Below are 23,573 nucleotides of genomic sequence, written 5' to 3'. Positions count from 1 at the left end.
CCCCTCGTTGTTTTCTGCGTACCCTGCATGGGTTGCACGCATGAGTGACATCGTATCGTGCGCGGTGTTTTCGCGTCGGTCGGGGCTGCGTTTGCCGCGTTCAAGTCCGCCGCGTCGCCGCCGCGTTTATTGCGCCGGCCGCGCGTGCCGGATCCGGCGCACTCATCGCACTCGCCGCCCGCGTCGCATTCGTCGCATTCGTCGCATTCGTCGCATTCGTCGCATTCGTCGCCCCCGTCGCGTTCGCCGCACGCGGCCAGGAGGTCGCCGCGAGCTGGCGTGCGCGCGCCGCGTCGCGCCACGCACGCGGACTCGCGCCGAATTCCGCGCGAAAGGCTGCGTTGAAGTTCGACAGGTCGTTGAAACCGCTCGCCAATGCAATATCGACGATCTTCGCCACACCTTGCCCGTTGCGGCCCCCCGCACCGTCGCCCTCGCCTTCCCCGGCGAGCAGGCGCAGCGCGGCAATGCGCAGCCTTGAACGCAACAAGTATTGATGAGGCGTCACACCCGCGACCGCCGAAAAGGTCCGCAGAAAGTAGAACTCGCTCACGCCTGCCGCCGCCGCGAGACTCGCCAGCGTATGCGGCGCATCGGGCGTCTCTTCGATCAGACGCAGCGTCGCCGCCACGCGTGCCGCCGCAGCCGCCGATGAGCCCGCGCTTGCCGCTTGCATCGTTTGAGCCGATCCGTGCACGTCCTTGCCGCATGCGCTCGTGCGCAAGGTCGCCACCGCGAGCGCAAGCGCCAGCTCGTCCCACGCAGCGGGGACGCTGGCGCCACGCTCGAGCGCCTCGACATTCGCGCACGCGCGCGCCACGAGGGGGGCGAGCGCGCGCAGCGGCGGCACGCGCAGCGCGCTCCAGCGCCGCGCACCGGGCGCGAGACCCGCGGCGGCAGCCTGCTCGTCGAGCCAGGCGGGATCGAAGTGAAACGAGACGCAGCGGTCGCCCGCGCCATGGCGGTGGCCGCACTCGAAGCAGGCGCCCGGCTCGCCCAGCATGAGCGCGCCGGGGGTCATCAGTTCGGGACCACGCGCGGCGCCGCGCAGGCGGCCTCCCTGCATGCCGCCCGCCCCGCAACGGTAGCCGAACGACCCGGCCGCGACGATCGCGAGGCACGCGCTCGCGTGGCGCTCCTCATAGGGGCGGTCGGCGGGACCGAGCGTGCAGACGACGTCGTCGGCCTGCCAGCCCGGGCCGGCCGCAAGCGTGCGCACGACGGGCGGGCGTGCCACGCCCTCGCGTGCGCGTTGCGCTATGGCGCGTTGCAGACCGGTGGCGAGAGCGGACACGTCGACCTCACGTGGACGATGGAACCCGCTTTTCGTTGTAGCACATCGCTTCGGCGCGTGCCGCCCCACCCGCGAGCGCGCCTTCGTGGCCTGCGTGGCGTTCGTGGCAACAGGGCCGCGCGCCGGTCAAGCCGCGCGTGCGCCGCGCTCTTCGAGCGCGTGCAGCAGCGACACCGCAATCCCCTCAGCCGCGAGCCGCACCTCTTCGAGCGTGGGAAACGAAGGCGCGATCCGCAGATGGCTGTCCTGCTGATCCACGCCATAGGGAAACGCCGCGCCTGCGGGCGTCAGCACGAGTCCGGCCTCGCCGGCGAGCTCGACGGTGCGCCGCGCGTAGCCCGGCGGCACGTAGAGGCTGATGAAGTAGCCGCCGCGCGGCACGTTCCAGCTCACCTGCGGCACGTGCGAGAGACGCGCGCGAAACACCGCGTCCACGGCGGCGAACTTCGGCGCGAGCAGCGCGCGATGCCGCGCCATCAGCCGTTCGAGCGTCGCGCGATCGCGCACGAAGCGCACATGGCGCAACTGGTTGAGCTTGTCCGGGCCGATCGAGCGCACCGCGGTGCAGCGCTGCCACCACGCCACGTTGCCCGGCGCGGCGGCAAGCCAGGCCAGCGCGCCACCCGCGAACGTCACCTTCGATAGCGAGGCGAACACGAGCACGCGCTCGGCATGCCCCGCCGCCGCGCAGGCCGCGAACACGTCGGGCGTCGCGTGGCGCTCGTCGGTGAGGTGGTGAAAGCGGTAGGCGTCGTCCCAGAAGAGGCGAAAATCGGGCGCGGCGGCGGGCATGGCGGCGAGCCGGCGCACCACCTCGTCAGAATAAATGGCGCCCGTGGGATTGCTGTAGAGCGGCATGCACCACATGCCCTTCACCGACGCGTCTTCGCGCACAAGCGCCTCTACCGCGTCCATGTCGGGGCCGTCCTCGCGCATGGGCACCGCGATCATCCTCACACCCAGCGCCTCGCAGATCGCGAAGTGCCGGTCGTAGCCCGGCGACGGGCACAGAAACGCAATCTCGCCCTGCGCGCGCCACGGCGCGCTGCGGCCCTCGCCCACCGGCACGCCGTGGAGCAGCGCGAACGCGAGCGCGTCGTGCATGAGCTCGAGGCTCGAATTGCCGCCCGCAATCACCTGCGCCGCCGGCACGCCGAGGAGCTCGGCACCCAGTTCGCGCGCCTCGGGCAAGCCCGACGCGAGGCCGTAGTTGCGGCAATCGAAGCCATCGCGCGCGCGATATCCCGCCTCGAGCGCATCGTCGAAGAGTCCTTGCGAAAGGTCGAGCTGCTCGGGCGCGGGCTTGCCACGCGACATGTCGAGGCGCATCCGCAGTTGGCGGAATCGTTCGTAGTTCAAATCAACAGGCGTGTTCATCGACATGTGTTTTCCCGGCGTGAAAGCGTGAGAGAGGTGCGCAACGCGGTGCGAACGGGCAGCGCAAGACGGATCGTGCGAACCAGCATACGAGCGTCGCCATCTTCAGACAAACGCGTTATATTGAATGTTTCGATCAGTTTTTCTGATACCGCGCTTCGAAGACCCATGAAGACCCTCGATTTCGACGTCCTTGCGATGGTGGTGGCCGTGGCCGATGCCGGCAGCTTCGTGCGCGGCGCCGCGCTCGTGCACCGCTCGCAGGCGGCGCTCTCCATGCAGATCCGCGCACTGGAAGACACGCTCGGCAAGCCGCTGTTCATTCGCGCGCCGCGCAACGTCACGCCCACGCCGGACGGCCACACGCTGATCGCCTATGCGCGGCGCATGCTCGCCCTGCGCGACGAGGCCTGGGCCTCGCTCGCGCACCCCGAGGTCAAGGGCCGCGTGTCGATCGGCATGCCCGACGACTATGCCTCGTCGCTGTTGCCGCCCGTGCTGCGCAAGTTCTCGGCGAACTGGCCGAAAGTGGAGATTCAGGTGGTCGGGCTGCCGAGCAGCGCGCTCGCGCCGCTCGTGCGCGACAACGAGATCGATCTGGCCTGCGTGACGGGCACGCGCGGCCTCGCCGGCGAATTCATCCGCTTCGAGCCGATGGTCTGGGCCGGCCCGCCCGCCAGCGCGAGCGCGGCCATCGGCCGGGAGATCTGGCGCGAGCGGCCGCTGCCCATCGCGCTCTTCAGCGCGGGCAGCGTCGCGCGCTCGAATGCGATTGCCGCGCTCGAGCGCGAGAAGATCGCCTATCGCACGTCTTACGAAAGCCCGAGCCTGATGGGCCTGTGCAGCATGGTGGCGGCGGGTCTCGCGGTCGCGCCGCTCGCGCGCTGCGCGGTGCCCGAGACCTTCGTCACGCTGGGGCGGCAGCACGGCCTGCCGGAATTGCCGGAGCTCGAAGTGGTGCTCGCGCGCAGCGCCCGCTCGAACCGGCCGCCGTGCGACTTTCTCGCCGAGCAGATTCTTGCGGAACTGCGGATCTGAGCCGCCGCCGCTCCAGCACGGCACGCTCGCGGCATAGCGATCCAACGCTGCGGCCGGCGCGGCCACACGTTATTCGTGTGCGCCGTTCGCCGGAGGCCGTCGGGATCAGTCGGGATCAATCGTCGGAGGATCGCGTGAGCAGCGCGTGAAGGCGCGTGATGTGGCGAAGCAGCAGCTCGCGATGCTTCTCGATCTGCTCGAGCCGACCTTCGAGATCGGCACGCACGCGCTCGTCAGGCTCCGCGTGAGCAATCACGTCTTCGATGCGCGCACGCAGCGCCTCCGGCTCAACCGGCAGCATGCTCAGATGCCGTTCGAGCTTGCGCACATCCTGCGCGGCCAGCTCCAGAAGCTTGCGCGTGCCGGCCATGCGCCGCTGCGCATCCTGCGCGGCCGCGCTCTGCGCGCGCCGGGCGTCCGCGCCGTGGCCGAAGATCGGCTCGGTGCGCAGCACCGGCGCCTTGCGCACCGGATGCGCGGTGCCGCGAAAGCGCCCTCGCGGCGTTTCGTCGGCGATCGCGTCGCGCGCCTCCTGGGGCACGTCGCCCGTGCCGTGCGGTTCGTCCATCCAGCCTTCGGGCAAGCCCGTGACGGCCTCCACGCCGCGCACGAACTCCGCGCTGAAATCGCGCTGCCCCGAAGCGATCAGCTTCATGTGGCTCGCGGAAAACGTCATCATCCTCGCGAGCCGCGTGACCGCGCCCACTTCACGCGTGAGCAGCGCGAGATTCGCGCGCCACACGGGCATGAGCGTTGCGCCGGAATCTTCCATTGCCGGAATCCTCCCTCTTGGGCAAAGCGTGCTTTGCCGATGCCTGAAGGTTAGCCGCATCGCAAGGCAAGACGCAACCCGCGCGGCACGCTGTGGTAAGGAAGCTGCGAGAAAACCCGCTGAATGACGGGACGAAGGCGCACGCGGGCCTTGCGCGCGGCCCAATAAGCAGGGTCGCAACGTTTGAGTGACGCGTGCCAACAACACACCGCGCGCTCAGGCGAGCGAACACGATAAAGCCTGGCGGCAGACAATTGCTTCGGAGCGCCTGGCATCTGCAAGCCCCTTGCGCGGAGCAGATGCATGAATGAAGCGGCGCGAATGAACCTGAAAGCGCAAGGCAAACAGGCTGGAGGCGAACTGCAAGCGCCCGCCTAAAAATGCCCCGTGAAGCGATACCGGCTGCCCGGATGCCAGAGGTTCGCCACCGATGCCACGCGCCCGCTCGAACGGGTGCGCCGGTGCAGCACGAGGCACGGCTCGACCTCGGCCATCTTGAGCCGCGCGCGGGTGTCGGCCTCCGGCGAGAGCGCCTCGATGCGGTACTCCACAGCCTGGAGCGGCGCGACGCGCATCAGATAGTGGTTCGGCGTGGTGGACGTAAAGTCCTGCTCCACATAGTCGGGCGCGACGGCCGGATTGACCCAGCGTTCCTCGAGCTGAACGGGCTCGTCGTTCTCGAAGTGCAGCATGCGCGAGTAGAACACCTTGTCGTTCGCGCGCAGCCCCATTTCGATGGCGAGCGCTTCGTCGGCGGGCAGCTCACCGATCTCCAGCACCTCGGCGCGATAGCCATGCCCGCGCGCGAGCACTTCGTCGGAGATGCTGCGGATCGCCACCAGCGTGGACTCGTACTTCGGACGCGCGACGAAGGTGCCCGCCCCTTGCACGCGCGTGAGGACCTGCTCGGCGGTGAGCTCGCGCAGCGCGCGGTTCACCGTCATGCGCGCGACCTTGAACTCGCGCGCGAGCTCGTTCTCCGAAGGCACCTGGTCGCCCTCGCTCCACTCGCCCGCGTGGATGCGCGCGAGGATGAAGTCCTTGATGCCCTGGTATGCGGGTGCGTTCATCGCCTGTTCGAATGGGCCAGGGGGTTCGACGTGCGCTTCATGCCCCCCGGCCGTATCGTCATCGTCTGCGTCAGTGCGCTTCCGACTCGAACGCGAACGGGCTGTGCGCCGCGATTGCGCCCTTCTGCACGAGCTGCGTCATGGCCGCGATATCGGGGGCGAAGTAGCGGTCCAGATCGTAGTGCGGGACTTCGCTGCGCACCGACGCCATCACTTTTTGCAGCGCCGGGCTGGTCGCGTGCGGCGCGCGCAGGTCCACGCCCTGTGCCGCGGCGAGCAGCTCGATCGCGAGGATGTTGGCCGTGTTCTCGGCGATGTCACCAAGCTTGCGCGCAGCGAAGGTCGCCATCGACACGTGGTCTTCCTGGTTCGCCGAAGTCGGCAGCGAGTCGACCGAGGCCGGATGCGCGAGTGTCTTGTTCTCCGAGGCCAGCGCCGCCGCCGTCACGTGGGCAATCATGAAGCCCGAATTTACGCCGCCGTCCTTCACGAGGAAAGGCGGCAGGCCCGAAAGCGTCGCGTCGATCAGGAGTGCGATGCGGCGCTCGGCGAGCGCGCCGATTTCGGCGGCGGCCAGCGCGAGATTGTCGGCCGCGAACGCGACCGGCTCCGCGTGGAAGTTGCCGCCCGAGATGACTTCGTTCGTATCGGGGAAGATCAGCGGATTGTCCGAGACCGCGTTGGCTTCGATCAGCAGCACGTGCGCCGCATGGCGCATCTGGTCGAGGCACGCGCCCATCACCTGCGGCTGGCAGCGCAGCGAGTACGGGTCCTGAACCTTGCCGCAGTCGCGGTGCGAGAGGTTGATCGACGAACCTTCGAGCAGATCGCGATAGGCCGAGGCCGCCTCGATCTGGCCGCGATGGCCGCGCAGTTCATGGATGCGCGCGTCGAACGGCTTGACCGAGCCGGCTGCCGCGTCCACGCACAGCGCGCCGGAGACGAGCGCCGTGCGGTACAGGTCTTCGATCGCGAACAGGTTGTAGAGCGCGAGCGCTGCGGAAGCCTGCGTGCCGTTCAGGAGCGCGAGGCCTTCCTTGGCCTGCAGCGCGATCGGCTTGAGGCCGGCCGCGGCCAGACCCGCTTCGGCGCTGGCGCGCTCGCCACGGATGAACACTTCGCCAATGCCGAGCAACACGCCCGACATGTGCGCGAGCGGCGCGAGGTCGCCCGAGGCGCCCACCGAGCCCTTCACGGGGATCAGCGGCAGCACGTCGGCGTTGAAGAGCGTGATGAGCGCGTCCATCACTTCGCGGCGGATGCCCGAGTGGCCGCGGCCGAGGCTCGAGAGCTTCAGCGCCATCATGAGGCGCACGACCGGGCGCGACATCGGCTCGCCCACGCCCACGGCGTGCGAGAGCACCAGGTTGCGCTGCAGCAGCTCGAGCTGGTCGATCGGAATGTGAGTGCTGGCGAGGCGGCCGAAGCCCGTGTTGATGCCGTAAGCCGGCTCGCCCTTGGCCGTGATCTCGGCCACGGTGCGCGCGCTCGCGTCGATCGCGGCGAAGCTCGCCGGGTCGAGTTCGAGCTGGATGCTGCTGCTGTCCGTTGCGCGCGCGATCTGGCGCAGTTGGGGCAGGGTCAGATGGCCGGGCGTGAGGAGCATGATCGAATCCTGTCTATACAAGTGACGGGGAGTCTAGCCTGGCGCGCCTGTATAGACAACCTCCGCGAGCATCCCGCCGCCCTGGGACTATCCATAGGTTCGACCGCGCATCGATCAGACGCGCGCTCGCAGGCCCGTCAGGCCTGATCTTCGAGCCTGCCCCCGATAAACGCGAGGAAGCACTGCACGCGCGCGGCGAGTGCGGCGCTCCGGTAGTAGACGGCGTGGATCGGCTGGCGCTCGGCGATGAGCGCGTCGTCGAGCAGCGTCACGAGGCGGCCTGCCGCGCGGTCGGCGGCGGTCATGAAGTCGGAAAGACAGGCGACGCCGGCATCGGCGAGCGCGAGCTGGCGTATCGTCTCGCCGCTCGACGCCGCGAGCGCCGGATGGATCGCAAACCCCTCGGGCGCGGCATCGTCGAGCAGCGACGCCTGGACCGCCACGGATGCGGCGACGGCCGTGGCCGGAGTGGCGTGGCCGTCCGGCCTGAGCGGCCAGCGGTTCAGCTGCACGGGCGCCGTGAAGCCGATCAGCCGATGCTCGCGCAGTTGGGCGAGCGTGCGCGGCGTGCCGTGCGCCGCCAGATACGCCGGGCTCGCCACCACGCGGCGGCGGCTCACGCCGAGCGAGCGCGCGTGCAGCGTGGAATCCTGCAGCGCGCCGATGCGAATGGCGATATCGACGCGCTGCTCGAGCAAATCGACGATGCGTTCGTTGCTCGTGAGCTCGAGCTGAATGTCCGGGTAGCGCGCCGCGAACGCCGCCATGTGCGGCACGACGCAATGGAGCATGAACGGCGTGGCCGCATCGACGCGCAAGCGCCCCGAAGGCTGCTCGCGATGACGTGAGACGGCCTCCTCGGCATCCTCCATCGCCGTGAGAATGGCGCGCGCGCGTTCGAGAAAGAGCTCGCCCTCCTCGGTCAATTGCAGGCGGCGCGTCGTGCGCAGGATCAGCGCCACGCCGAGCTGCTTTTCGAGCCGCGTGAGCGCGCGGCTCACGCCGGAGACGGTCTGCTCGAGTTTTTCGGCGGCAGCGGTGATCGACCCCGCATCGATCACGGTGACGAACACGAGCAATTCGTCGGTCGACGTTTTCATTATTGATCCGCAGTCAAGATTCATTTGAGACTAACACGGTTTTTGCAAAGCACGAACGCCGCGATACTGCCTGCCATTGCAGTCATCCACTTATCCACGCAAGAGAGGATTCAATGAAAGTATTCGTGACGGGCGCAGGCGGTTTTATCGGCGGGACGATTGCTGCGCATCTCGTGCGCGCGGGTCATGAGGTGCGCGGACTCGTGCGCCGGCCCGAGCAGCTCGCGGCGCTCGAAGCGCTCGGCATCGCGCCTGTGCAAGGCGATCTCGACGACCGTGCGCTGTTGATGCGGGAAGCGCGAGACTCCGACGCCGTGATCAACGCCGCGAGCAGCGACCATCGCGGTGCGGTGGAGGCGCTGCTTGACGCGCTCGAAGGCTCGGGCAAGACGCTCCTGCACACGAGCGGGTCGAGCATCGTCGGGGATGCCTCGGGCGGCGAGCCGACCGATCGCATCTACTACGAAGACGCCCTGCCCGAGCCGACGCCCGACAAGGCGCCGCGCGTGGCCATCGACAACCTCGTGCTGGCCGGGCAAGCGCGTGGCGTGAAGAGCGCCGTGCTCTGCAACACGCTGATCTACGGCGTAGGCGCCGTGCCGGGCGCGGCGAGCGTGCAGTTGCCGCGCCTCATTCGCCAGGCACAGAAGAGCGGCGTGATGCGACACGTCGGGCGCGGGCTGAACATCTGGTCAAACGTCCACGTTGACGATGTGGCCGAGCTGTACCGTCTCGCACTCGAGAAAACCCCTGCGGGCACGTTCTATTTCGTCGAAAGCGGCGAGGCGAACTTCCGCGAGATGACGGCCGCGCTCGCGCGCAAGATGGGGCTTGGCGAAGCGCAGGACTGGCCGCTCGAAGACGCGATCAAGGAATGGGGTTACGAGATGGCTTCCTATGGTCTCGGCTCGAATAGCCGCGTGCGCGGCGAGCGCGCGCGCAGGTTGCTGGGCTGGCAGCCGCGGCGCACGTCGGTGACGGACTGGATTCGCGACGAGATGCCGACTGCACAACTTTGAGCCGGCCAGCGCGACAGATCATTGCGGCCGCACATAAAAAAGCCGCAAAAATAAGTGCTCCACAGCACATTATTGTTGCGTATCCGTAAGGTCGGTTCGATAAAATCCTGACGGTTTGCACTCTCCGCCGTCACGTTGCCGAACCGGCAACCCGGTACGCCGATGCCTCTCGCGCTGAACTTCTACTGGCTGACCAATCTGCTCGCCATCCTCTTCGTGGTCGCGTGTCTCTACGACTCGCGCTACGACGAATATGGCACGCTGACGCTTGCCGCCGCAGCGATGGGCCTCATCGTGATGGCCATCGAAGTGCTGCTGCGCCCCGCATTCGAGATGTCGCTCTAGCCTTACTGTTGTCTTTCGCGGGACGCAGCGCGATTCCCCCTGGCGCTCATCTTTTATTGCGTTTTGCTCTCGTGCGCGCAGCACGTCGATTGCCCGGCGCTTTCCCGCCCGGCACTATCTTCATACCGATCGTGGTGGCGCATCCATTCGCGCATATCCGTCTTCTCGTTGCGCCCCTTCGCCGTGAATTCGAGCATCGCATACGCGCCCAAAGCCATTTCCACGCCGCGCGCATACGCCGAATACGTGTGATAGACGTTGCCCGCTTCGTCGCGATAAAACGCGCTGATGCCTGGCAGCTCGTCGCTCACATAGTCCTGCTCTTCGTAGTTGTAGAGCGCCTTGCCACGCGCCTTATCCGCATCGCCGAACGAAACGCGATAGTCGAAGTTGAAGTCGCTGCCATGCGACGAAACCCACGGGAAATGCCAGCCCATACGCCGCTTGAAGGCTTCGAGCTTCGCGAGCGGCGCGCGCGAGACGGCCACGTAGGTCACGTCGTGATGCTCGAGGTGCGGCAGCATGCCGTCCACGTGGTCGGAGAGGAACGAGCAGCCCGGGCAGCCCTCCTCCCAGTCGGGGCCGAGCATGAAGTGATAAGTCAGCAGCTGGCTGCGCGGCCCGAACAGCTCTGCAAGCGTGCGCGTGCCTTGCGGCGTATCGAACATATACGTCTTCATCACCTTCACCCACGGCAGCGCCTGACGCTTCGCGACGAGCGCGTCGCGTGCATGCGTGAAGGCGCGTTCCTCGCTGAGCAATGCCTTGCGCGCCGCAAACCATTCGTCCTCCGAAACAATCTTGTGCGTCTCCATCATCGACTCCTCCTGTGTGTGGATCGGGGTGGGTGCTAGCGCACCCATCCCGCTTCAGCCGAACGCCGTCATTCGAACAGCTCAACCAGACGATCGAGCCCGCTCGCCCACCCTTCACGATGCGAGTCGCGCGCGGCTTCGTCGAAGAAGCCTTCGTGGCGCAGCGTGATCTCGGTGGTGGCGCCATCGGGGCGCAGCACGACCGTCACGCGCGACTCGCGCTCGGGCGTGCTGCGCCACGCCCATGTGAACACGAGCTTCGCCTCGGGCACCACTTCGAGATAGGTGCCGCTCGCGTCGTGCTCTTCGCCGTCGGGCGAGCGCATGATCACGCGAAAGCGCCCGCCCACGCGCACGTCGGCCTCGGCATGCAGGCAGATCGTGTCGAGCGGATGCATCCAGCGCATCAGTTGCGCGGCTTGCGTCCATGCCGCGTAGACCTTCGCGGCGCTCGCGTTGATGCGGCGCCGGAGGACGAGGCTGGGGCCGGCGTGGGCTGCGCCGCTTGCGGGTCCTGCGCTGGCGCGAGCGTCTGCGGTTTTGGCTTCGATCTGGCTTGCGCCGTGGTCTGCGCTGTCGCCTGCGCGGCTGCCTGAGTTGCTGACTGAGTTGCTGGCTGCGCCAGCGTCGGGTTGGGTGGACATGCGTCTTCCTCCACGAAAGCGGCCAGACGATCGAGCGCACCGCTCCAGAAGCGCTCGTAGTGCGCGAGCCACTGCATCGCGTCCTCCATCGGCCCCGCCGCGAGCCGGCACGCCACCGTGCGTCCGGTCTTCGCGCGCGTGACGAGCCCCGCCTCGGCAAGCACGTCCAGGTGCTTCATCACCGCGGGCAGCGACATCGCGAACGGCTGCGCGAGCGCGCTCACCGAAAGCTCGTCCTGAAGGGCCAGGCGCGCCAGCAGCGCGCGCCGCGTGGGGTCCGCCAGCGCCGCAAAAGTGCGGTTCAGCGTATCGTCTTCATACTTAACCATGAGGTTAAGCATAGGACACGAGCCGTCGATGTCAAGGTTGCGCGCGGGCTTCGCCCTTGGCTTCCCGGGCAGCCCGTAGAATGAGCCTGCCCGCCCTTCGCATTCACCTCGAGTCGATCACGCCATGCCGTCCAAAATCCGCAACTCGCTGCTCTGGATCTTCGACGCGTTCGAGCGCGAGCCCGACTACCTGTGCAAGCGGATGTTCGGTTGCGACGCCGCCTATATGGACGGCCTGCTGTGCCTCGTCGCCGCCGATCGCGAAAAACCCTTCAACGGACTGCTGGTCTGCACGTCGCGCGACCGGCACACGGCGCTTATCGAAGAAATGCCGGCCCTGCGCCCGCACCCCGTGCTGGGCAAGTGGCTTTACGTCACGCAGGAAGATCCGGAATTCGAGGCCACCGCGCAGCACCTGAGCGCGCTCGTGCTGGCGCGCGACCCGCGCGTGGGCGTGGAGCCGAAGCCGCGCAAGCCGAGGAGCGCGCGCGGCAACAGTGTGCTGCCGAAGTAATCGCAGCCTCCCAATCGCGACCCTCAATCGCCCCCCCAGAATGCCGCACGGCCCGCGCCGCCAGAAAGCGGACGCGGGCCGTGAAGCCGGCAAGACGGGCCGCCGTGGCTCCGTCTTGCCGATGACCGGGCTATGTGGGCGCTAGTCGCGCATCAGATAGCCCAGCCGCCCAGGTAGAACGCCACGAGCACAGCGGCGATCAGCACCGTGCCGACGTTGAGCTTGCGGATCTCGCCGCTCACCACGCGGCCGATCACGAGCGTGGCAAAGCCCAGCATGATGCCCGTGACGATGTTGGCGGTCAGCACGATGAACACGGCGCAGACGAGGCCCGACATTGCATCGACCATGTCGGCCATGTCGAGGCGCGCGACGCTCGAGAGCATCATCAGGCCCACGTACATGAGCGCGGGCGCCGTGGCGTAGGAAGGCACGAGGCCGGCGAGCGGCGCGAAGAACATCACCGCGAGGAACAGCAGGCCCACGATCGCGGCGGTCATGCCCGTCTTCGCACCAGCCGAGACACCCACCGCCGATTCGATGTACGCCGCTGCCGGCGCACCGCCGAAGAAGCCCGAGAAGATCGAGCTGAGCGAGTCGGCCGTGAGGGCGCGGCCACCGTTGATGATGCGGCCGTTGGCGTCGAGCTGGCCGGCCTGGCCTGCCACGGCGCGGATCGTGCCGGTGGCGTCGAACACAGCGGTCATCACGAGGGCGAGAACGCTCGGCAGCACGGCGAGCGAGAGCGCGCCCTTGATGTCCATTGCGCCGATCAGCGAGGCATGGCCCGGGCTCGAGAGCGACGGCCACGCGAACACACCGTGGTAGGTCACGGCCGGATCGATGGCGAGGCCAAGTGCCGAGATCGCGACGATCACGATCAGGATCGAGCCCGGCACGCGGCGGCGCACGAGGCCGAAGATCGCGGCAAGACCGACCACCGAGAGGATCGCGGGCAGCGCCGTGATGTGGCCGAGCGTGACCGGCAGGCCAGCGCCCGGGTTCTTGATCACGAGACCCACGTCATTGGCGGCGATCAGCAGCAGGAACAGGCCGATGCCGATACCGGTGCCGTGCGCGATGCCGTGCGGCAGGTTGCGCAGGATCCACGAGCGCACGCCGGTGACCGAGATGCCCGTGAACACGAGGCCCATCAGGAACACGGCGCCGAGCGCGACTTCAGGCTTGAGGCCCTTGCCGAGCACGAGGCCGAATGCAGTGAATGCGGTGAGCGAGATCGCGCAGCCGATGGCGATCGGCAGGCGGGCCCACAAGCCCATCAACAGCGAGCCGAATGCCGTGGTAAGACACACGGCGACAAACACCGCGCTGGTGTCGAAGCCCGCCTTGCCGAGCATGCCCGGCACGACGAACACGGAATACACCATCGCAAGGAAGGTGGTGATGCCGGCGATGCCCTCCTGGCGCACCGAGCTGCCGCGCGCGGAAATGTCGAAATAACGGTCGAGAAAGCCGCTCGCGCCAACGGCGTCGACGGCATTGCCCTCGCGGATCGCAGCATTGGCAACATCGGCCATCGGCTGTGCGTGGGGTTCGATCATGGTGAGTGCCTCCTTTATCAGCTTGCTGAAACGGTCCGCGCTCATGTTGCGGATCCGCCATCAGGTTCGTCTCGTCTGGATTGGATTGACTAGGGGTGTCGACGCCAGCCAGGCGCACCTTCCGGCGCGCTATACCCATTCATTTTTTTGACATCTTTTTACAGGGTCGAAGGTTAGGCGAACACGACTTATGCTCCCATCGCGCGAAACACATTGAGGTCATGCCGCGATGCTTATATCGCCGTACACAGGGCGCGTCGCACGGCCACGCCTCGCGTTTACCCCGGTGCGCTGGAGCCGGCTTGCGCACGCCGCCGAGGGCAAAACGGCGGCACGCGCACCATGATCCGCCCCCAATCGGGTAGCGCACTGCGGCACGCCTCGCCCCTGAATGCGCCCCGAATACCCCCCGAATGCACCCGATCGACCCTGCGACAAGGGTTTTGTCAGCGGATTAGCGGCCGTTTGGGCCGGAACAAGGCGCCATGCGGGTTAAACTCTCACGACCCGGTTTTCCCCTCGCCGCGCGCCCTGCGCCGGCCGCTCCTGGAGTTTCTGTTGATGACAGGCGGTTTCCCACGTCCCGTTATTTCCCTTCCGCACGCCTTTGCCCTGCTCGTTCTGGTCGCGCTGTCCGGCTGCAGCCTGTTCCGCCCGTACCAGACGCCCGCGCCCATCGTCGAGGCGACCGTTGCCGTCAGCGCGCCCGAGAATCTCGCGAGCGGACCCGAGGCGGCCTCCGCGCCCGAACCCGCCAGCGCGCCGCAGCCGCCTGAGCCGAAGCCGGCGCCCAAAAAACCGCACTTGACCATCATCCGGCGCCCCAAGCCCGTGCCGCCGCCGCCCGTGCCCGCGAGCGCACCCGTTGCGCCCACCCCCGCCCCGCTCGTGCAGACGCACACGCTCGAGCGCGGCACCTTCCGCACGCTGCTCGACAGTGAAGTGCAGAAGCCGGACGGCAAGGTCGTGGGCCGCGCCGTGGATATGGTGGCCGGCCCCGGCGGCAAGCCGCAGGAAGTGGTCGTGAATCTGCAGGGTTTCATGGGCGTGGGCGACCGCAAGGCCGACTTCCCGTGGAGCGCCGTGCGCATCAACACGCAGGCGAAGACGCCCGCCATCACGCTCGCGCTCACGCCCGCCCAACTGCAGATCCCCGACCGGCCCAAAGCGGGCGCGCCGCAGCCCGGCACTTCCGAGGCGAGCCCGACACGCCTGCCGCTGCTCGACGCCGACGTCGAGCGCGCCAACGGCGCCAAGGTGGGCCGCGTCGTCGACGTGCTGATCGGCGGCGGCGCCGACCCGCTCGCGGTCGTGCTCGACGTGAGCGGGACGCTGGAGAAGCGCCGCACGATTGCGGCCGACTGGTCGGCCCTGCACTTCGTCACGAAGAACAATGCGCTCGAAGCCCAGCTCGAGATGAGCGACCAGCAGATCGACGCCTCGCCCGCCTATGCGAACGATCAGCCGGTACGCGCCGTCAGTCCCGCCGCCGCGGGGCCGGCCGCTCCCGCAGCTCCTGCAGCTCCTGCGCGCGGTGCCCAATGACAGGTACCACGCATCCCACACCCGACCTGCGCAGCGTGCGCGCGCTCGACTGGCTGAACTTTTTCGTCGCAAACGTGCAGACCGGCTTCGGCCCGTTCATCGCCTCGTATCTCGCCTCGCACAAGTGGACCCAGGGCGAGATTGGCCTCGCCCTCTCGGTAGGCACGATCAGCGCAATGGTGAGCCAGGTGCCGGGCGGCGCGGCCGTCGACGCCCTGCGCAACAAGAAAGCCGCCGCCGCCTGGGCCATCATCGCCATCATCATCTCGGCGGTGCTGCTGGCCTCGAGCCCGACCGTCGTGCCGGTGATGGCCGCCGAGGTCTTTCACGGCTTCGCGAGCTGCATGCTCGTGCCGGCCATGGCAGCGCTCGCACTGGCACTGGTGGGCCGGCAGAACCTGGGCGACCGGCTCGGGCGCAACGCGCGCTGGGCCTCGATCGGGAGCGCCGTTGCGGCGGGCCTGATGGGCCTGTGCGGCGAGTACGTCTCGCCGCGCGCCGTGTTCTGGCTCACGGCGGCGCTCGCGCTGCCCGCCCTCGTCGCGCTTGCCATGATCGAGTACGACAAGCACGCGAACGCGCCCAGGCCGCTGAAAAGCGCCAAGGCCGACAAGGCCAGCAAGGCCGCGCTCGCCGACGAGCCGCGCGAGACCATTTTCGACCTGCTGCGCGACAAGCGCATGCTGACCTTCGCGGCCTGCGTGATCCTGTTCCATCTCTCGAACGCCGCGATGCTGAACCTCGCGGCGGGCGAAGTGACGGCCGGCATGGGCGACAACGTGCAGCTCGTGATTGCGGCTTGCATCATCGTGCCGCAAGCGATCGTCGCGCTGATGTCACCGTGGGTGGGCCGCACCGCGCAGCACTGGGGCCGCCGGCCGGTGCTGATCCTCGGCTTCAGCGCGCTGCCGCTGCGCGCGCTGCTGTTCGCCGCGGTCGGCAACCCGTACCTGCTCGTGCCGGTGCAGATGCTCGACGGCATCTCGGCCGCCGTATTCGGCGTGATGCTGCCGCTGATCGCCGCCGACGTGGCGGGCGGCAAGGGGCGCTACAACCTCTGCATCGGGCTGTTCGGGCTATCGGCGGGGATTGGCGCCACGCTCTCCACCGCGCTCGCGGGTTTCATCGCCGACCATTTCGGCAATACCGTGAGCTTCCTCGGCCTCGCCTCGGCGGGTGCGGCCGCGGTGCTGATGGTGTGGCTCATCATGCCCGAGACGCGCGACGCGCTCGAGGACGAGACCGTCGGCGACAAGACAGCATGAAGATGGCACGAGTGTGGCGCCGGCAGGCCCGAGAGCGGGCCGGCCAGCGCCGCACTCGTGCGCATCGAATATCCGGATTAAAGACGCGCAGCGCCATGACGCACGCCGGCCATGACCTCGCACGGCCAGCGGACGCTGGAACAAGACCTTGGGATGGCTTGCAGGAGACGCCGGATGAAGGCTTCGGGCGGTGCGCCAAACCAGGAAAACGCCGGAATTGCTGCTGGAAAAGATAAAAAAGCAACCGCCCGCATCGAACACTCGATGCAGGCTCTGCTGGCTGCGGAGCCGCCGCCTCTACCTGAACGCAGCGTTTATGCCACCGTGACGCCGTAATTACGCCGCAAGCGCCTCGTCGAGACGTGCAGCCACGACGCCGCTGGGAAAGGCGTCCAGCTTGCTCGCGAGGATCATGGCGTCGGCGTTGGCCGGGCGATGACGGCGATTCGGGCTCGGGCGGAACACCGCGTCGCCACGGCGGATCTTCTCGCCGGTCAACGCGCACACCGCGCTGCGACGCGCGGTGCAAACCCGCCACAACTGGTCGGAGTAACGCCCATAAGTGGCGTCGCTCCAGCAGACGGTGATGCTTTCCGGATCATGACGCCGGATCAAGGTAATGCCTTGCGCATCCCACGAACGCACGGTGGCGCGGCGCCGGTTGGCCGCCTCCGAAGCGCTGCGCGTGATCGGTACCGGTTTGCAACTCCTGATGCCATCGGGCTCGCCGTCCGGGCCGAAGGGCTCCGAGGCGGCGGACAGGCGATCAATGGTTTGTTGCCATGCGCTGCCGGTATCTAATTTCGTCATAATGCACCTCGTGCACGTGGAAACGATTCAAATATGCCGGTCGAATAAGCACTCTGCCACGTCGGGATTATAGCGTGCGATTCTCGCAAGCCACAGAAAAAACTGAATATTCACACGATAATTCCCGATGCGCGGCAAATGAAGCCATCGGACTTTCAGGCGTAATTGTAAGACAGCAATACTAGTTTCTTTACATTTGCGCGTGCGACTTTTTTGCCGGTTTGTTGATCTTTAACATTTACGGCCAGGAAAAATTAACCGGAAACGCGGTCCGGCACGTCAATCAACAGAGCCTTAGTCATACTATTGCGCGTCATGCAAAGACATGCGAGACGGCGCGTCTCATTACCCCGGATCGGCCCCGGCACGCTTTGTGTCCGCCCCCGGGCCGTTTCGCGGCGACGCCCGTGTAGCCTGGCCGTTGCTCCCCGATCAATGAAACGCATGACATCTCGATGACATATGCGTATTGGGATTTCGTTTCATACGGGTCATCCGGGGCGCGAAGAATTGTCGCACACGGCATGCGCATCCCAGGAAGGCGGAATTTCGAGACTCGCCTCTATTTCATGAGGTATTAATCGAAAATGAATTGTGCTTTAGCCGTTTTGTCATGTGCAAATGACGCCGACTCGAATGCACCAAATCGCCACGACACGCGCAATAGCAACGGCGATTCCCGGCTGGAAATCGGCCATTCAATTGATGCCTAATGACGGCATGAATACGATGCAAGCCCGTGCCCGATTTGCCGATACCGCTTCATCTAGCACGCGTTTCAGGCGCCTCTGCCTTGATCGAGAAACTCGGCCGCGCGGCGCCTGAGCATCGCGCCAAAATCGTCGAGCCAGCCGATCGACAGACGCCAGCTTTGCCAATAAAGCTCGACGTCGAGTGCGCGCCCCGGCGTGAGCTCGACGAGCTCGCCGCGCGCGAGGTGTGGCGCAATCATCCGCTCGGGGCACATGCCCCACCCCAGCCCGCTCACGCAGCAGCGCAGAAAACCCGCGACGTGCGGAATCCAGTGCAGCGGCGCGTCCACCTGCGCGCGCGTGATACGCCGCACGAAGCGCTTTTGCAGTTGATCCTTGGGATTGAACTCCACGCACGGTGCGCGGCGCAGCGCCTCGCGCCCCACGCCCTCGGCGAAATAGCGTTCGAAAAACGCCGGCGAGCACACCGCTAGGTAGCGCATGCGGCCAAGGCGCGTCGATCGGCAGCCCTGCACAGGCTCGGCCTGGGTCGTGACAGCGCCCTGCACGCTGCCGTCGCGCATGCGCTGCGCGGTATGGTCCTGGTCGTCGATCACGAGATCGAGCAGGATGCCGCGCTCGACGCAGAAGCCCGCCACGGCGTCGATGAACCAGGTGCCCACGCTGTCGTCGTTGACCGCGACGCGCAGCGTGGGGCGCGACGCGTCGAGCGCGCCCGCCACCGTGGGCATGCCGCCGCCCAGCTCCGCTTCGAGCAACTGCACGCGCTCGGTGTGGCGGCACAGCAGCGCGCCCGCCGCGGTGGCCACGCAGGGCTGGCCGCGCTTCACGAGCACGGCGCCCACGCGTTCCTCCAGCAGCTTCACGCGCTGCGAGACGGCCGAAGGCGTCACGTTGAGCGCGCCGGCCGCGCGGTCGAACGAGCCGTGTCTCACGACGGCAGCGAGCGCGTCGAGCAGCGCGTAGTCGAGCATTAGCGTTCCTTAATCCAGTTTAAGAAAATGAGCTTTGCTTAATCGGGCTCCGGCGGCAGACTAGCGCCGTTTGCTTCCTCTGTCGAGGCACTTGCCGCAACGCGCGTCCGCTTGCTCACTGCGGCATGTTGCGCTTTGCACCCCGATTTCAGCCACCGACCGCTCAACCATCATGAACTGGCTCGCTTTTTCGCACGGCGCCGCACTGTGCGCCTCCCTGATCGTCACCATCGGCGCACAGAACGCCTTCGTGCTGCGCCAGGGCATTCTGCGCTCGCATGTGGGCAAGATCGTCGTGCTATGCACGCTCTCCGATTTCATCCTGATCGGCGCGGGCGTGGGCGGCGCCTCCGCGCTCGTCGAGCGCTATCCCACCTTCGTGCATTTCGTGCTCTACGTGGGGCTCGCGTGGCTAGTGTGGTTCGGCATCGGCGCGCTGCGGCGCGCGGTCAAGCCCACGCACGCCGTGCTCGAAACGGCGAGCGCACAGGACACCCCCGCGCAGCGCGCCTGGCCGATCATGCTGATGACGCTCGCGTTCACCTGGCTCAATCCGCATGTCTATCTCGACACGTTCCTGCTGATCGGCACGGCCGGCGCGCGCGAGCCAGAAGGCAGCCGGCTCGCGTTTGCGATCGGCGCGATGTGCGTGAGCGCGGTGTGGTTCGTGGCCCTGGGTTTCGGCGCGCGGGCGCTCGCCCCGCTGTTCCGGCGCGCCGCTGCGTGGCGCGTGCTCGATGGTGCGATCGGCGGCATGGTGCTGTTCATCGCGTTCGCCCAGTTGCGCTGAAGCGCGGCGCCGCGTGAGGCACGCGGCGCATCGTCCTGCAGTGCTCTTCGTGTAGCGATCTTTGGCCGGCCTGGTCCCGAAGGCGCTCCGCTACACGCGTGCCACATAGCGCGAAGCGCCGGTCTGTCCCTCTCTTCAAGGCCACTCGAGCCTTCTTCTCGCCCCAATATTCCCTGAGTCCCTGGCCGTGCGGCGGGCCCCCCAAACCCGCGCCGCGCGGCCCCATGCCTGACGAAGGGGGGCGCTTGGCCGCATACGGCGTGCCCGAAGCGCCGCGCCCTTTACAATGCCCCCAATGCGATCCGCGCCCTGTGGCATCGCCGCGGCATGTTGATGCCGGCTGCATCGGTCCTTCACTCTCGTACTGCGCCATGAATACCAGCCAGGCTTATTCGCGGCCCGCCCGCCTGTTGCAGATTGCCTCGTGGATCATCGCCATCGTGTTCGCGTTGTTCCTCGACATGCTCGGCAGCCTCGTGATCCGCGACCTCATGTTCGCGCCGCAGGGCGGACCGCCGCGCGCCGAGCAATTCGTCGACAACGCGGCCGTTGCGCCGCTCGAGGCGCAAACGCACGATCTCGAGCGCCAGCGCGGCGCGCTCAACGACAAGGCGCAGACGCTGCGCATCGCGTACGACCGTGCGAACACCGACTATCGCGAAGCCCAGGAGAGCCTGCGCAACTGGCTCGCCACGCGCACGGCAACGGGCGACAGCCGCAACGACATCGAACTGCTCGCCCGCACGCGCAAGCTCGACTTGCTGCAGGCGAGCGCCAGCGACTGGCAGCGCCAGCGCGACGCGCTCGCCGACCAGCAGCGCGCACTCGATGCGCGCAGCGAGCAACTGAACACCCAGCTCGCGCGCCTGCAGACCGAGGCCGATGCGCGCTACGCCGCCGCACAGCGGCGCTACGAGCTCACGGTGTTCGGCTGGCGCCTCGCGCTCACGCTGCCGATCCTGCTCGTGGCCGTCTGGCTTTTCATCCGCCACCGCAAGAGCCGTTACTGGCCTTTCATCTATGGCTTCGGCCTCTTCGCGCTGTGCGCGTTCTTCGTCGAGCTCGTGCCGTATCTGCCCGATTTCGGCGGCTATGTGCGCGTGCTCGTGGGCATTGCGCTCACGGTGTTCGCGGGGCTCTACATGCTGCGCGCGTTCCAGCGCTACGTCGAGCGCAAGCGCGCCGAAATGCAGCAGAGCCAGAGCGAGCGCGCACGCGGCGTGGCCTACGAAAAGGCCATCAGCGCTTATCAGAAGAAGCTGTGCCCGTCTTGCGACAAGCCCTGGCATCTGGGCGGCGACCAGGTGTCGTTCTGCATTCACTGCGGGCTGCGGCTCTTCGAAGTCTGCACGTGCGGCGCACGCAACTTCGCCTTCTTCCCGTTTTGCAATCAATGCGGCACGCATGTGACCCATGCCGATGACGAAGGCGTTGCCACAGATCGTGCCGGCCCGGCAGCAGATTCGGCGCATCGATGACAAAATTGCTGCGCCCGACGCAGTCACCGCAGCAACCATAGAACAGGACCACCGCTATAAGCCTTGTCTGGAGATACTTTCAGATGAACGATCAGGTACTCGACACCTTCGATACGGCGCAGCTGATCCCCGATTTCAATGCGCCGCAACTGCCCAGTGAGCGCCCCGACCACGCGACGCTCGACGCCGCCGAACACAATACGCGCCACTGGGTGAGCCGCGAAAGCGGCCCGCTCACGCCAGGCTCCGACGCGCACCGCAGCGAGACCTGCCGCATGTTCCGCGAGACCTTCAACCCCTACCGGCCTTCCGTGCTCGAATGGCCGAGACTCGCGCCCGAAGCGCTCAAGCGCATCGTCGAGCTGCCGATCTGGGACATCGCGGTGCAGACCGAAGGCAAGGCGCGCCTGCGCATGGCGGCCTACGCCGCGACGGTCGACGACCCGGACATGCGCGCCGCGCTCGCGCTCAACGCCTGGGAAGAAAACCGCCATAAGGAAGTGCTTTCGCGGATGGTCGAGGCCTACGGCATCGCGCTCGCGAGCGAGCCGCCCTATGTGTATCCCAAGGACGCCGAGTGGGCCTATCTCGTGACAGGCTACAGCGAATGCGTGGACAGCTTCTTCGCATTCGGGCTCTTCGAAGTCGCGAAGCGCTCGGGTCTGTTTCCGCCCGAGCTCATCGACACGTTCGAGCCCGTGATGCAGGAAGAGTGTCGCCATATCCTGCTGTTCGCGAACTGGGTGGCCTGGCACCGCGCGCGGCTCTCGTGGTGGCAGCGCATGCTGTTCGAGCTGAAAGTGGTGCGCGTGTGGATGTTTCTGGGCTGGGAGCGCATGGGCCTCGCGCGTTCGATGGACGCCGATGGCAACGCGCAACAGCAGGACAACAACTTCACGGTGAACGGCGCGCAGTCGGTCTCCGACGTGGACATCAGCGTGCCGGAGCTCATGCGCCTGTGCCTCTCGGAAAACGACCGGCGCTTCGCGGGCTACGACACGCGCCTGCTGCGCCCGGAGACCATGCCCAAGCTCGTGCGCTTCGCGCTGCGCTTCATGCGCAAGAAGCCCTCGACGCAGTCAAGCTGACGCATCCGCCTTCAAGCGCCTGCATTGGCAACAGCGCTCGCTTCGAAGAGCGCACCCACGCGCTCGGCGTCTACAATGCGCCACGCGTCGTCCAGCAATGCGCGCGCCTCTGCTTCGCTCGCCGCTTGCGAGAAAGCCGCAAGGCGCACGAACTTCGTCGTCAGCTCTTCGCGCGAGAGCGTGTTGCCGGGGTCGCCCTTCGGCTCGTCCACGCGCGCGTGCAGCGTGCGGCCGTCACGTGTGGTCACGCTCACCTTGCCGATCCAGCGCGCCGGATACGCGCGGTCCACCTCATCATCAAGCGCCATCGTCACACGCTCGCGGAACGCGGCAATCTCAGCTTCGCGGTAGCCGTGCTCGAATTCGTTCACGCCCGCATAGCCGCGATACGCGCACAAACCCAGCACCGTGCCCATGTTGAACTTCGCCTGATGGACCGTGCTGGGCACCGTCACGCTGCCCAGCACGTCGATGGCGCCCTGGTGCACGTGCGCGGTCACCGCGGCGATATCGTCGGGCGCGAGGCGGTGCCCAGCCATCGCGGCGAGCAAGGCGTCGGCAGCCGGATGTGTATGGCGGCAGGCCGCGTGATACTTGAACGAGGTCTCCACCGTCGCCCAGCGCTCGCCGAGACGGTCGACGAGCTTCGCCGGGTCCGCGTCGCTCGACATGCCCGCGGCCATGCCCTGCGCGCCTTCGAGAATGCGCTGCGCGCCGCGAAAGCCATCGGCGGCCAGCTGGGCCGCCATTAGCCCGTTGGCGGCGGCCATGGCCGTGTGCAGTTGCTTGGAATCGGCCGCGTCGCGCAGGAACTCCCACAGGCCGCTCGCCTGCGTGCCCGCCGAGCCGAACGCGTCGAGCATCTGCCCGGGCGTGAGCTTCAAGAGGCGCCCCGCCGCCGCGGCCGCCGCAATCGCGCCGACCGTGCCGGTCGTATGGAATACTTTGTAGTGCGAACGTCCCATGAATTCACCGACGCGAATGCCCACTTCGTAGCCCGCCACCGAGGCCGCGATGAACTCGCGCCCCGAAGCACCGAGCGCCTGCGCGAGCGCCAGCGTGACCGGGAACACCACGGTCGCGGGATGGAACACAGAGCCGTTGTGCACGTCGTCCTGTTCGACGTAGTGCGAAGCGGCGGCGTTCGTCATCGCCGCGAAATACGGCGTGCTGCGGCTGCGGTCGATCACGACGTCGCACGCGTCCTGAGGACTCTGCGCGCCGCGCGCCGCGCGCGCGAAGCGCGCAATGGTCTCGACCGGGCGCGCGCCGCTGCCGCCGAGCGCGGAGCCGAGCCAGTCCACATAGAGATTGACGGCACGCTCGACGACCGGCGCGGGAATGGCGCCGAACTCGAGCGTGGCGGCAAAGGCAGCTAGCGTGCGGCTGGGGTGGTCAGTCATGACTGGATTCATGGGAACGTAA

General features: G+C 67.2%; 23 protein-coding genes. 10 read left to right on the top strand and 13 right to left on the bottom strand.

The window, feature by feature from the left end; all coding sequences use genetic code 11:
- Positions 1–100 precede the first annotated feature (100 nt).
- Together E1956_RS08800 and E1956_RS08795 are read right to left on the bottom strand one after the other, a co-directional pair.
- Positions 101–1,294 carry a helix-turn-helix transcriptional regulator gene (locus E1956_RS08800; protein ID WP_134748249.1) on the bottom strand — a complete coding sequence of 398 codons (1,194 nt, stop codon included), beginning with the start codon at positions 1,292–1,294 and terminating at the stop codon, positions 101–103.
- Positions 1,295–1,420: 126 nt separating this feature from the next.
- Positions 1,421–2,671 carry an aspartate aminotransferase type Ic gene (locus E1956_RS08795; RefSeq protein ID WP_134748248.1) on the bottom strand — a complete coding sequence of 417 codons (1,251 nt, stop codon included), beginning with the start codon at positions 2,669–2,671 and terminating at the stop codon, positions 1,421–1,423.
- Between the two features lie 168 nt (positions 2,672–2,839).
- On the opposite strand from E1956_RS08795, the gene E1956_RS08790 reads away from it, so the two are divergent.
- Positions 2,840–3,709: a LysR substrate-binding domain-containing protein gene (locus tag E1956_RS08790; protein WP_134748247.1), complete on the top strand. Its 870-nt coding sequence runs from the start codon at positions 2,840–2,842 to the stop codon at positions 3,707–3,709.
- Between the two features lie 115 nt (positions 3,710–3,824).
- Here the strand turns inward: E1956_RS08790 and E1956_RS08785 are convergent, their stop codons facing one another.
- The 4 genes from E1956_RS08785 to E1956_RS08770 all read right to left on the bottom strand — a co-directional run bounded on the left by E1956_RS08785 (position 3,825) and on the right by E1956_RS08770 (position 8,257).
- Complete coding sequence (locus tag E1956_RS08785; protein WP_134748246.1) at positions 3,825–4,481, bottom strand: hypothetical protein; 657 nt, start codon at positions 4,479–4,481, stop codon at positions 3,825–3,827.
- Positions 4,482–4,855: 374 nt separating this feature from the next.
- The gene (gene hutC, locus E1956_RS08780) at positions 4,856–5,551 is read right to left on the bottom strand and encodes a histidine utilization repressor (protein ID WP_134748245.1); all 696 of its coding nucleotides are present in this window, start codon (positions 5,549–5,551) and stop codon (positions 4,856–4,858) included.
- Positions 5,552–5,621: 70 nt separating this feature from the next.
- Positions 5,622–7,157: a histidine ammonia-lyase gene (hutH, locus tag E1956_RS08775; protein ID WP_167759989.1), complete on the bottom strand. Its 1,536-nt coding sequence runs from the start codon at positions 7,155–7,157 to the stop codon at positions 5,622–5,624.
- 137 nt (positions 7,158–7,294) lie between these two features.
- Positions 7,295–8,257, bottom strand: a complete 963-nt coding sequence (locus E1956_RS08770; protein ID WP_134748243.1) for a LysR substrate-binding domain-containing protein — start codon at positions 8,255–8,257, stop codon at positions 7,295–7,297.
- A 113-nt stretch (positions 8,258–8,370) separates the two neighbouring features.
- Between E1956_RS08770 and E1956_RS08765 the strand changes: the two genes are divergently transcribed.
- Both E1956_RS08765 and E1956_RS08760 read left to right on the top strand, forming a co-directional pair.
- Positions 8,371–9,276, top strand: coding sequence for an NAD-dependent epimerase/dehydratase family protein (locus tag E1956_RS08765; protein ID WP_134748242.1), 906 nt, complete (start codon positions 8,371–8,373; stop codon positions 9,274–9,276).
- 162 nt (positions 9,277–9,438) lie between these two features.
- On the top strand, positions 9,439–9,621 hold the full coding sequence (locus E1956_RS08760; RefSeq protein ID WP_028221745.1) for a hypothetical protein: 183 nt from the start codon (positions 9,439–9,441) through the stop codon (positions 9,619–9,621).
- A gap of 53 nt (positions 9,622–9,674) precedes the next feature.
- Here E1956_RS08760 and E1956_RS08755 read toward each other — a convergent pair whose 3' ends face one another.
- From E1956_RS08755 to E1956_RS08745, 3 genes are all read right to left on the bottom strand, one after another.
- Complete coding sequence (locus tag E1956_RS08755; RefSeq protein ID WP_167759988.1) at positions 9,675–10,439, bottom strand: DUF899 domain-containing protein; 765 nt, start codon at positions 10,437–10,439, stop codon at positions 9,675–9,677.
- 65 nt (positions 10,440–10,504) lie between these two features.
- Positions 10,505–10,897, bottom strand: a complete 393-nt coding sequence (locus tag E1956_RS08750; RefSeq protein ID WP_134750468.1) for an SRPBCC family protein — start codon at positions 10,895–10,897, stop codon at positions 10,505–10,507.
- The gene (locus tag E1956_RS08745) at positions 10,843–11,409 is read right to left on the bottom strand and encodes an ArsR/SmtB family transcription factor (RefSeq protein ID WP_134748241.1); all 567 of its coding nucleotides are present in this window, start codon (positions 11,407–11,409) and stop codon (positions 10,843–10,845) included. Before E1956_RS08745 ends, E1956_RS08750 begins: the two co-directional genes overlap by 55 nt.
- A gap of 124 nt (positions 11,410–11,533) precedes the next feature.
- Between E1956_RS08745 and E1956_RS08740 the strand changes: the two genes are divergently transcribed.
- Complete coding sequence (locus tag E1956_RS08740; RefSeq protein ID WP_134748240.1) at positions 11,534–11,923, top strand: hypothetical protein; 390 nt, start codon at positions 11,534–11,536, stop codon at positions 11,921–11,923.
- A gap of 152 nt (positions 11,924–12,075) precedes the next feature.
- On the opposite strand, the gene E1956_RS08735 is transcribed toward E1956_RS08740, so the two are convergent.
- Positions 12,076–13,461 carry an NCS2 family permease gene (locus E1956_RS08735; RefSeq protein ID WP_418789254.1) on the bottom strand — a complete coding sequence of 462 codons (1,386 nt, stop codon included), beginning with the start codon at positions 13,459–13,461 and terminating at the stop codon, positions 12,076–12,078.
- Positions 13,462–14,046: 585 nt separating this feature from the next.
- Between E1956_RS08735 and E1956_RS08730 the strand changes: the two genes are divergently transcribed.
- The 3 genes from E1956_RS08730 to E1956_RS46070 all read left to right on the top strand — a co-directional run bounded on the left by E1956_RS08730 (position 14,047) and on the right by E1956_RS46070 (position 16,631).
- On the top strand, positions 14,047–15,030 hold the full coding sequence (locus tag E1956_RS08730) for a PRC-barrel domain-containing protein (protein ID WP_134748238.1): 984 nt from the start codon (positions 14,047–14,049) through the stop codon (positions 15,028–15,030).
- Positions 15,027–16,295 (top strand): MFS transporter, encoded by a 1,269-nt coding sequence (locus E1956_RS08725; RefSeq protein WP_134748237.1) that lies wholly within the window; start codon positions 15,027–15,029, stop codon positions 16,293–16,295. Before E1956_RS08730 ends, E1956_RS08725 begins: the two co-directional genes overlap by 4 nt.
- A 174-nt stretch (positions 16,296–16,469) precedes the next feature.
- Positions 16,470–16,631: a hypothetical protein gene (locus E1956_RS46070; RefSeq protein WP_167759987.1), complete on the top strand. Its 162-nt coding sequence runs from the start codon at positions 16,470–16,472 to the stop codon at positions 16,629–16,631.
- Here E1956_RS46070 and E1956_RS08720 read toward each other — a convergent pair whose 3' ends face one another.
- Positions 16,632–17,105 carry a DUF3331 domain-containing protein gene (locus tag E1956_RS08720; protein WP_134748236.1) on the bottom strand — a complete coding sequence of 158 codons (474 nt, stop codon included), beginning with the start codon at positions 17,103–17,105 and terminating at the stop codon, positions 16,632–16,634.
- A gap of 778 nt (positions 17,106–17,883) precedes the next feature.
- A complete protein-coding gene (locus E1956_RS08715; protein ID WP_134748235.1) occupies positions 17,884–18,792 on the bottom strand; it encodes a LysR family transcriptional regulator ArgP in 909 nt (302 codons plus the stop codon).
- Between the two features lie 172 nt (positions 18,793–18,964).
- Between E1956_RS08715 and E1956_RS08710 the strand changes: the two genes are divergently transcribed.
- From E1956_RS08710 to E1956_RS08700, 3 genes are all read left to right on the top strand, one after another.
- On the top strand, positions 18,965–19,582 hold the full coding sequence (locus E1956_RS08710; protein WP_134748234.1) for a LysE/ArgO family amino acid transporter: 618 nt from the start codon (positions 18,965–18,967) through the stop codon (positions 19,580–19,582).
- A gap of 371 nt (positions 19,583–19,953) precedes the next feature.
- Positions 19,954–21,060 carry a zinc ribbon domain-containing protein gene (locus E1956_RS08705; RefSeq protein WP_134748233.1) on the top strand — a complete coding sequence of 369 codons (1,107 nt, stop codon included), beginning with the start codon at positions 19,954–19,956 and terminating at the stop codon, positions 21,058–21,060.
- Between the two features lie 83 nt (positions 21,061–21,143).
- On the top strand, positions 21,144–22,148 hold the full coding sequence (locus E1956_RS08700) for a ferritin-like domain-containing protein (RefSeq protein WP_134748232.1): 1,005 nt from the start codon (positions 21,144–21,146) through the stop codon (positions 22,146–22,148).
- A gap of 11 nt (positions 22,149–22,159) precedes the next feature.
- Here E1956_RS08700 and E1956_RS08695 read toward each other — a convergent pair whose 3' ends face one another.
- Positions 22,160–23,551 carry an MmgE/PrpD family protein gene (locus E1956_RS08695; protein WP_134748231.1) on the bottom strand — a complete coding sequence of 464 codons (1,392 nt, stop codon included), beginning with the start codon at positions 23,549–23,551 and terminating at the stop codon, positions 22,160–22,162.
- Positions 23,552–23,573 lie beyond the last annotated feature (22 nt).

The organism is Paraburkholderia pallida (assembly GCF_004524855.1).
Taxonomy (GTDB): Bacteria; Pseudomonadota; Gammaproteobacteria; order Burkholderiales; family Burkholderiaceae; genus Paraburkholderia; species Paraburkholderia oxyphila.
This window is presented reverse-complemented; position numbering and strand designations above follow the sequence as displayed.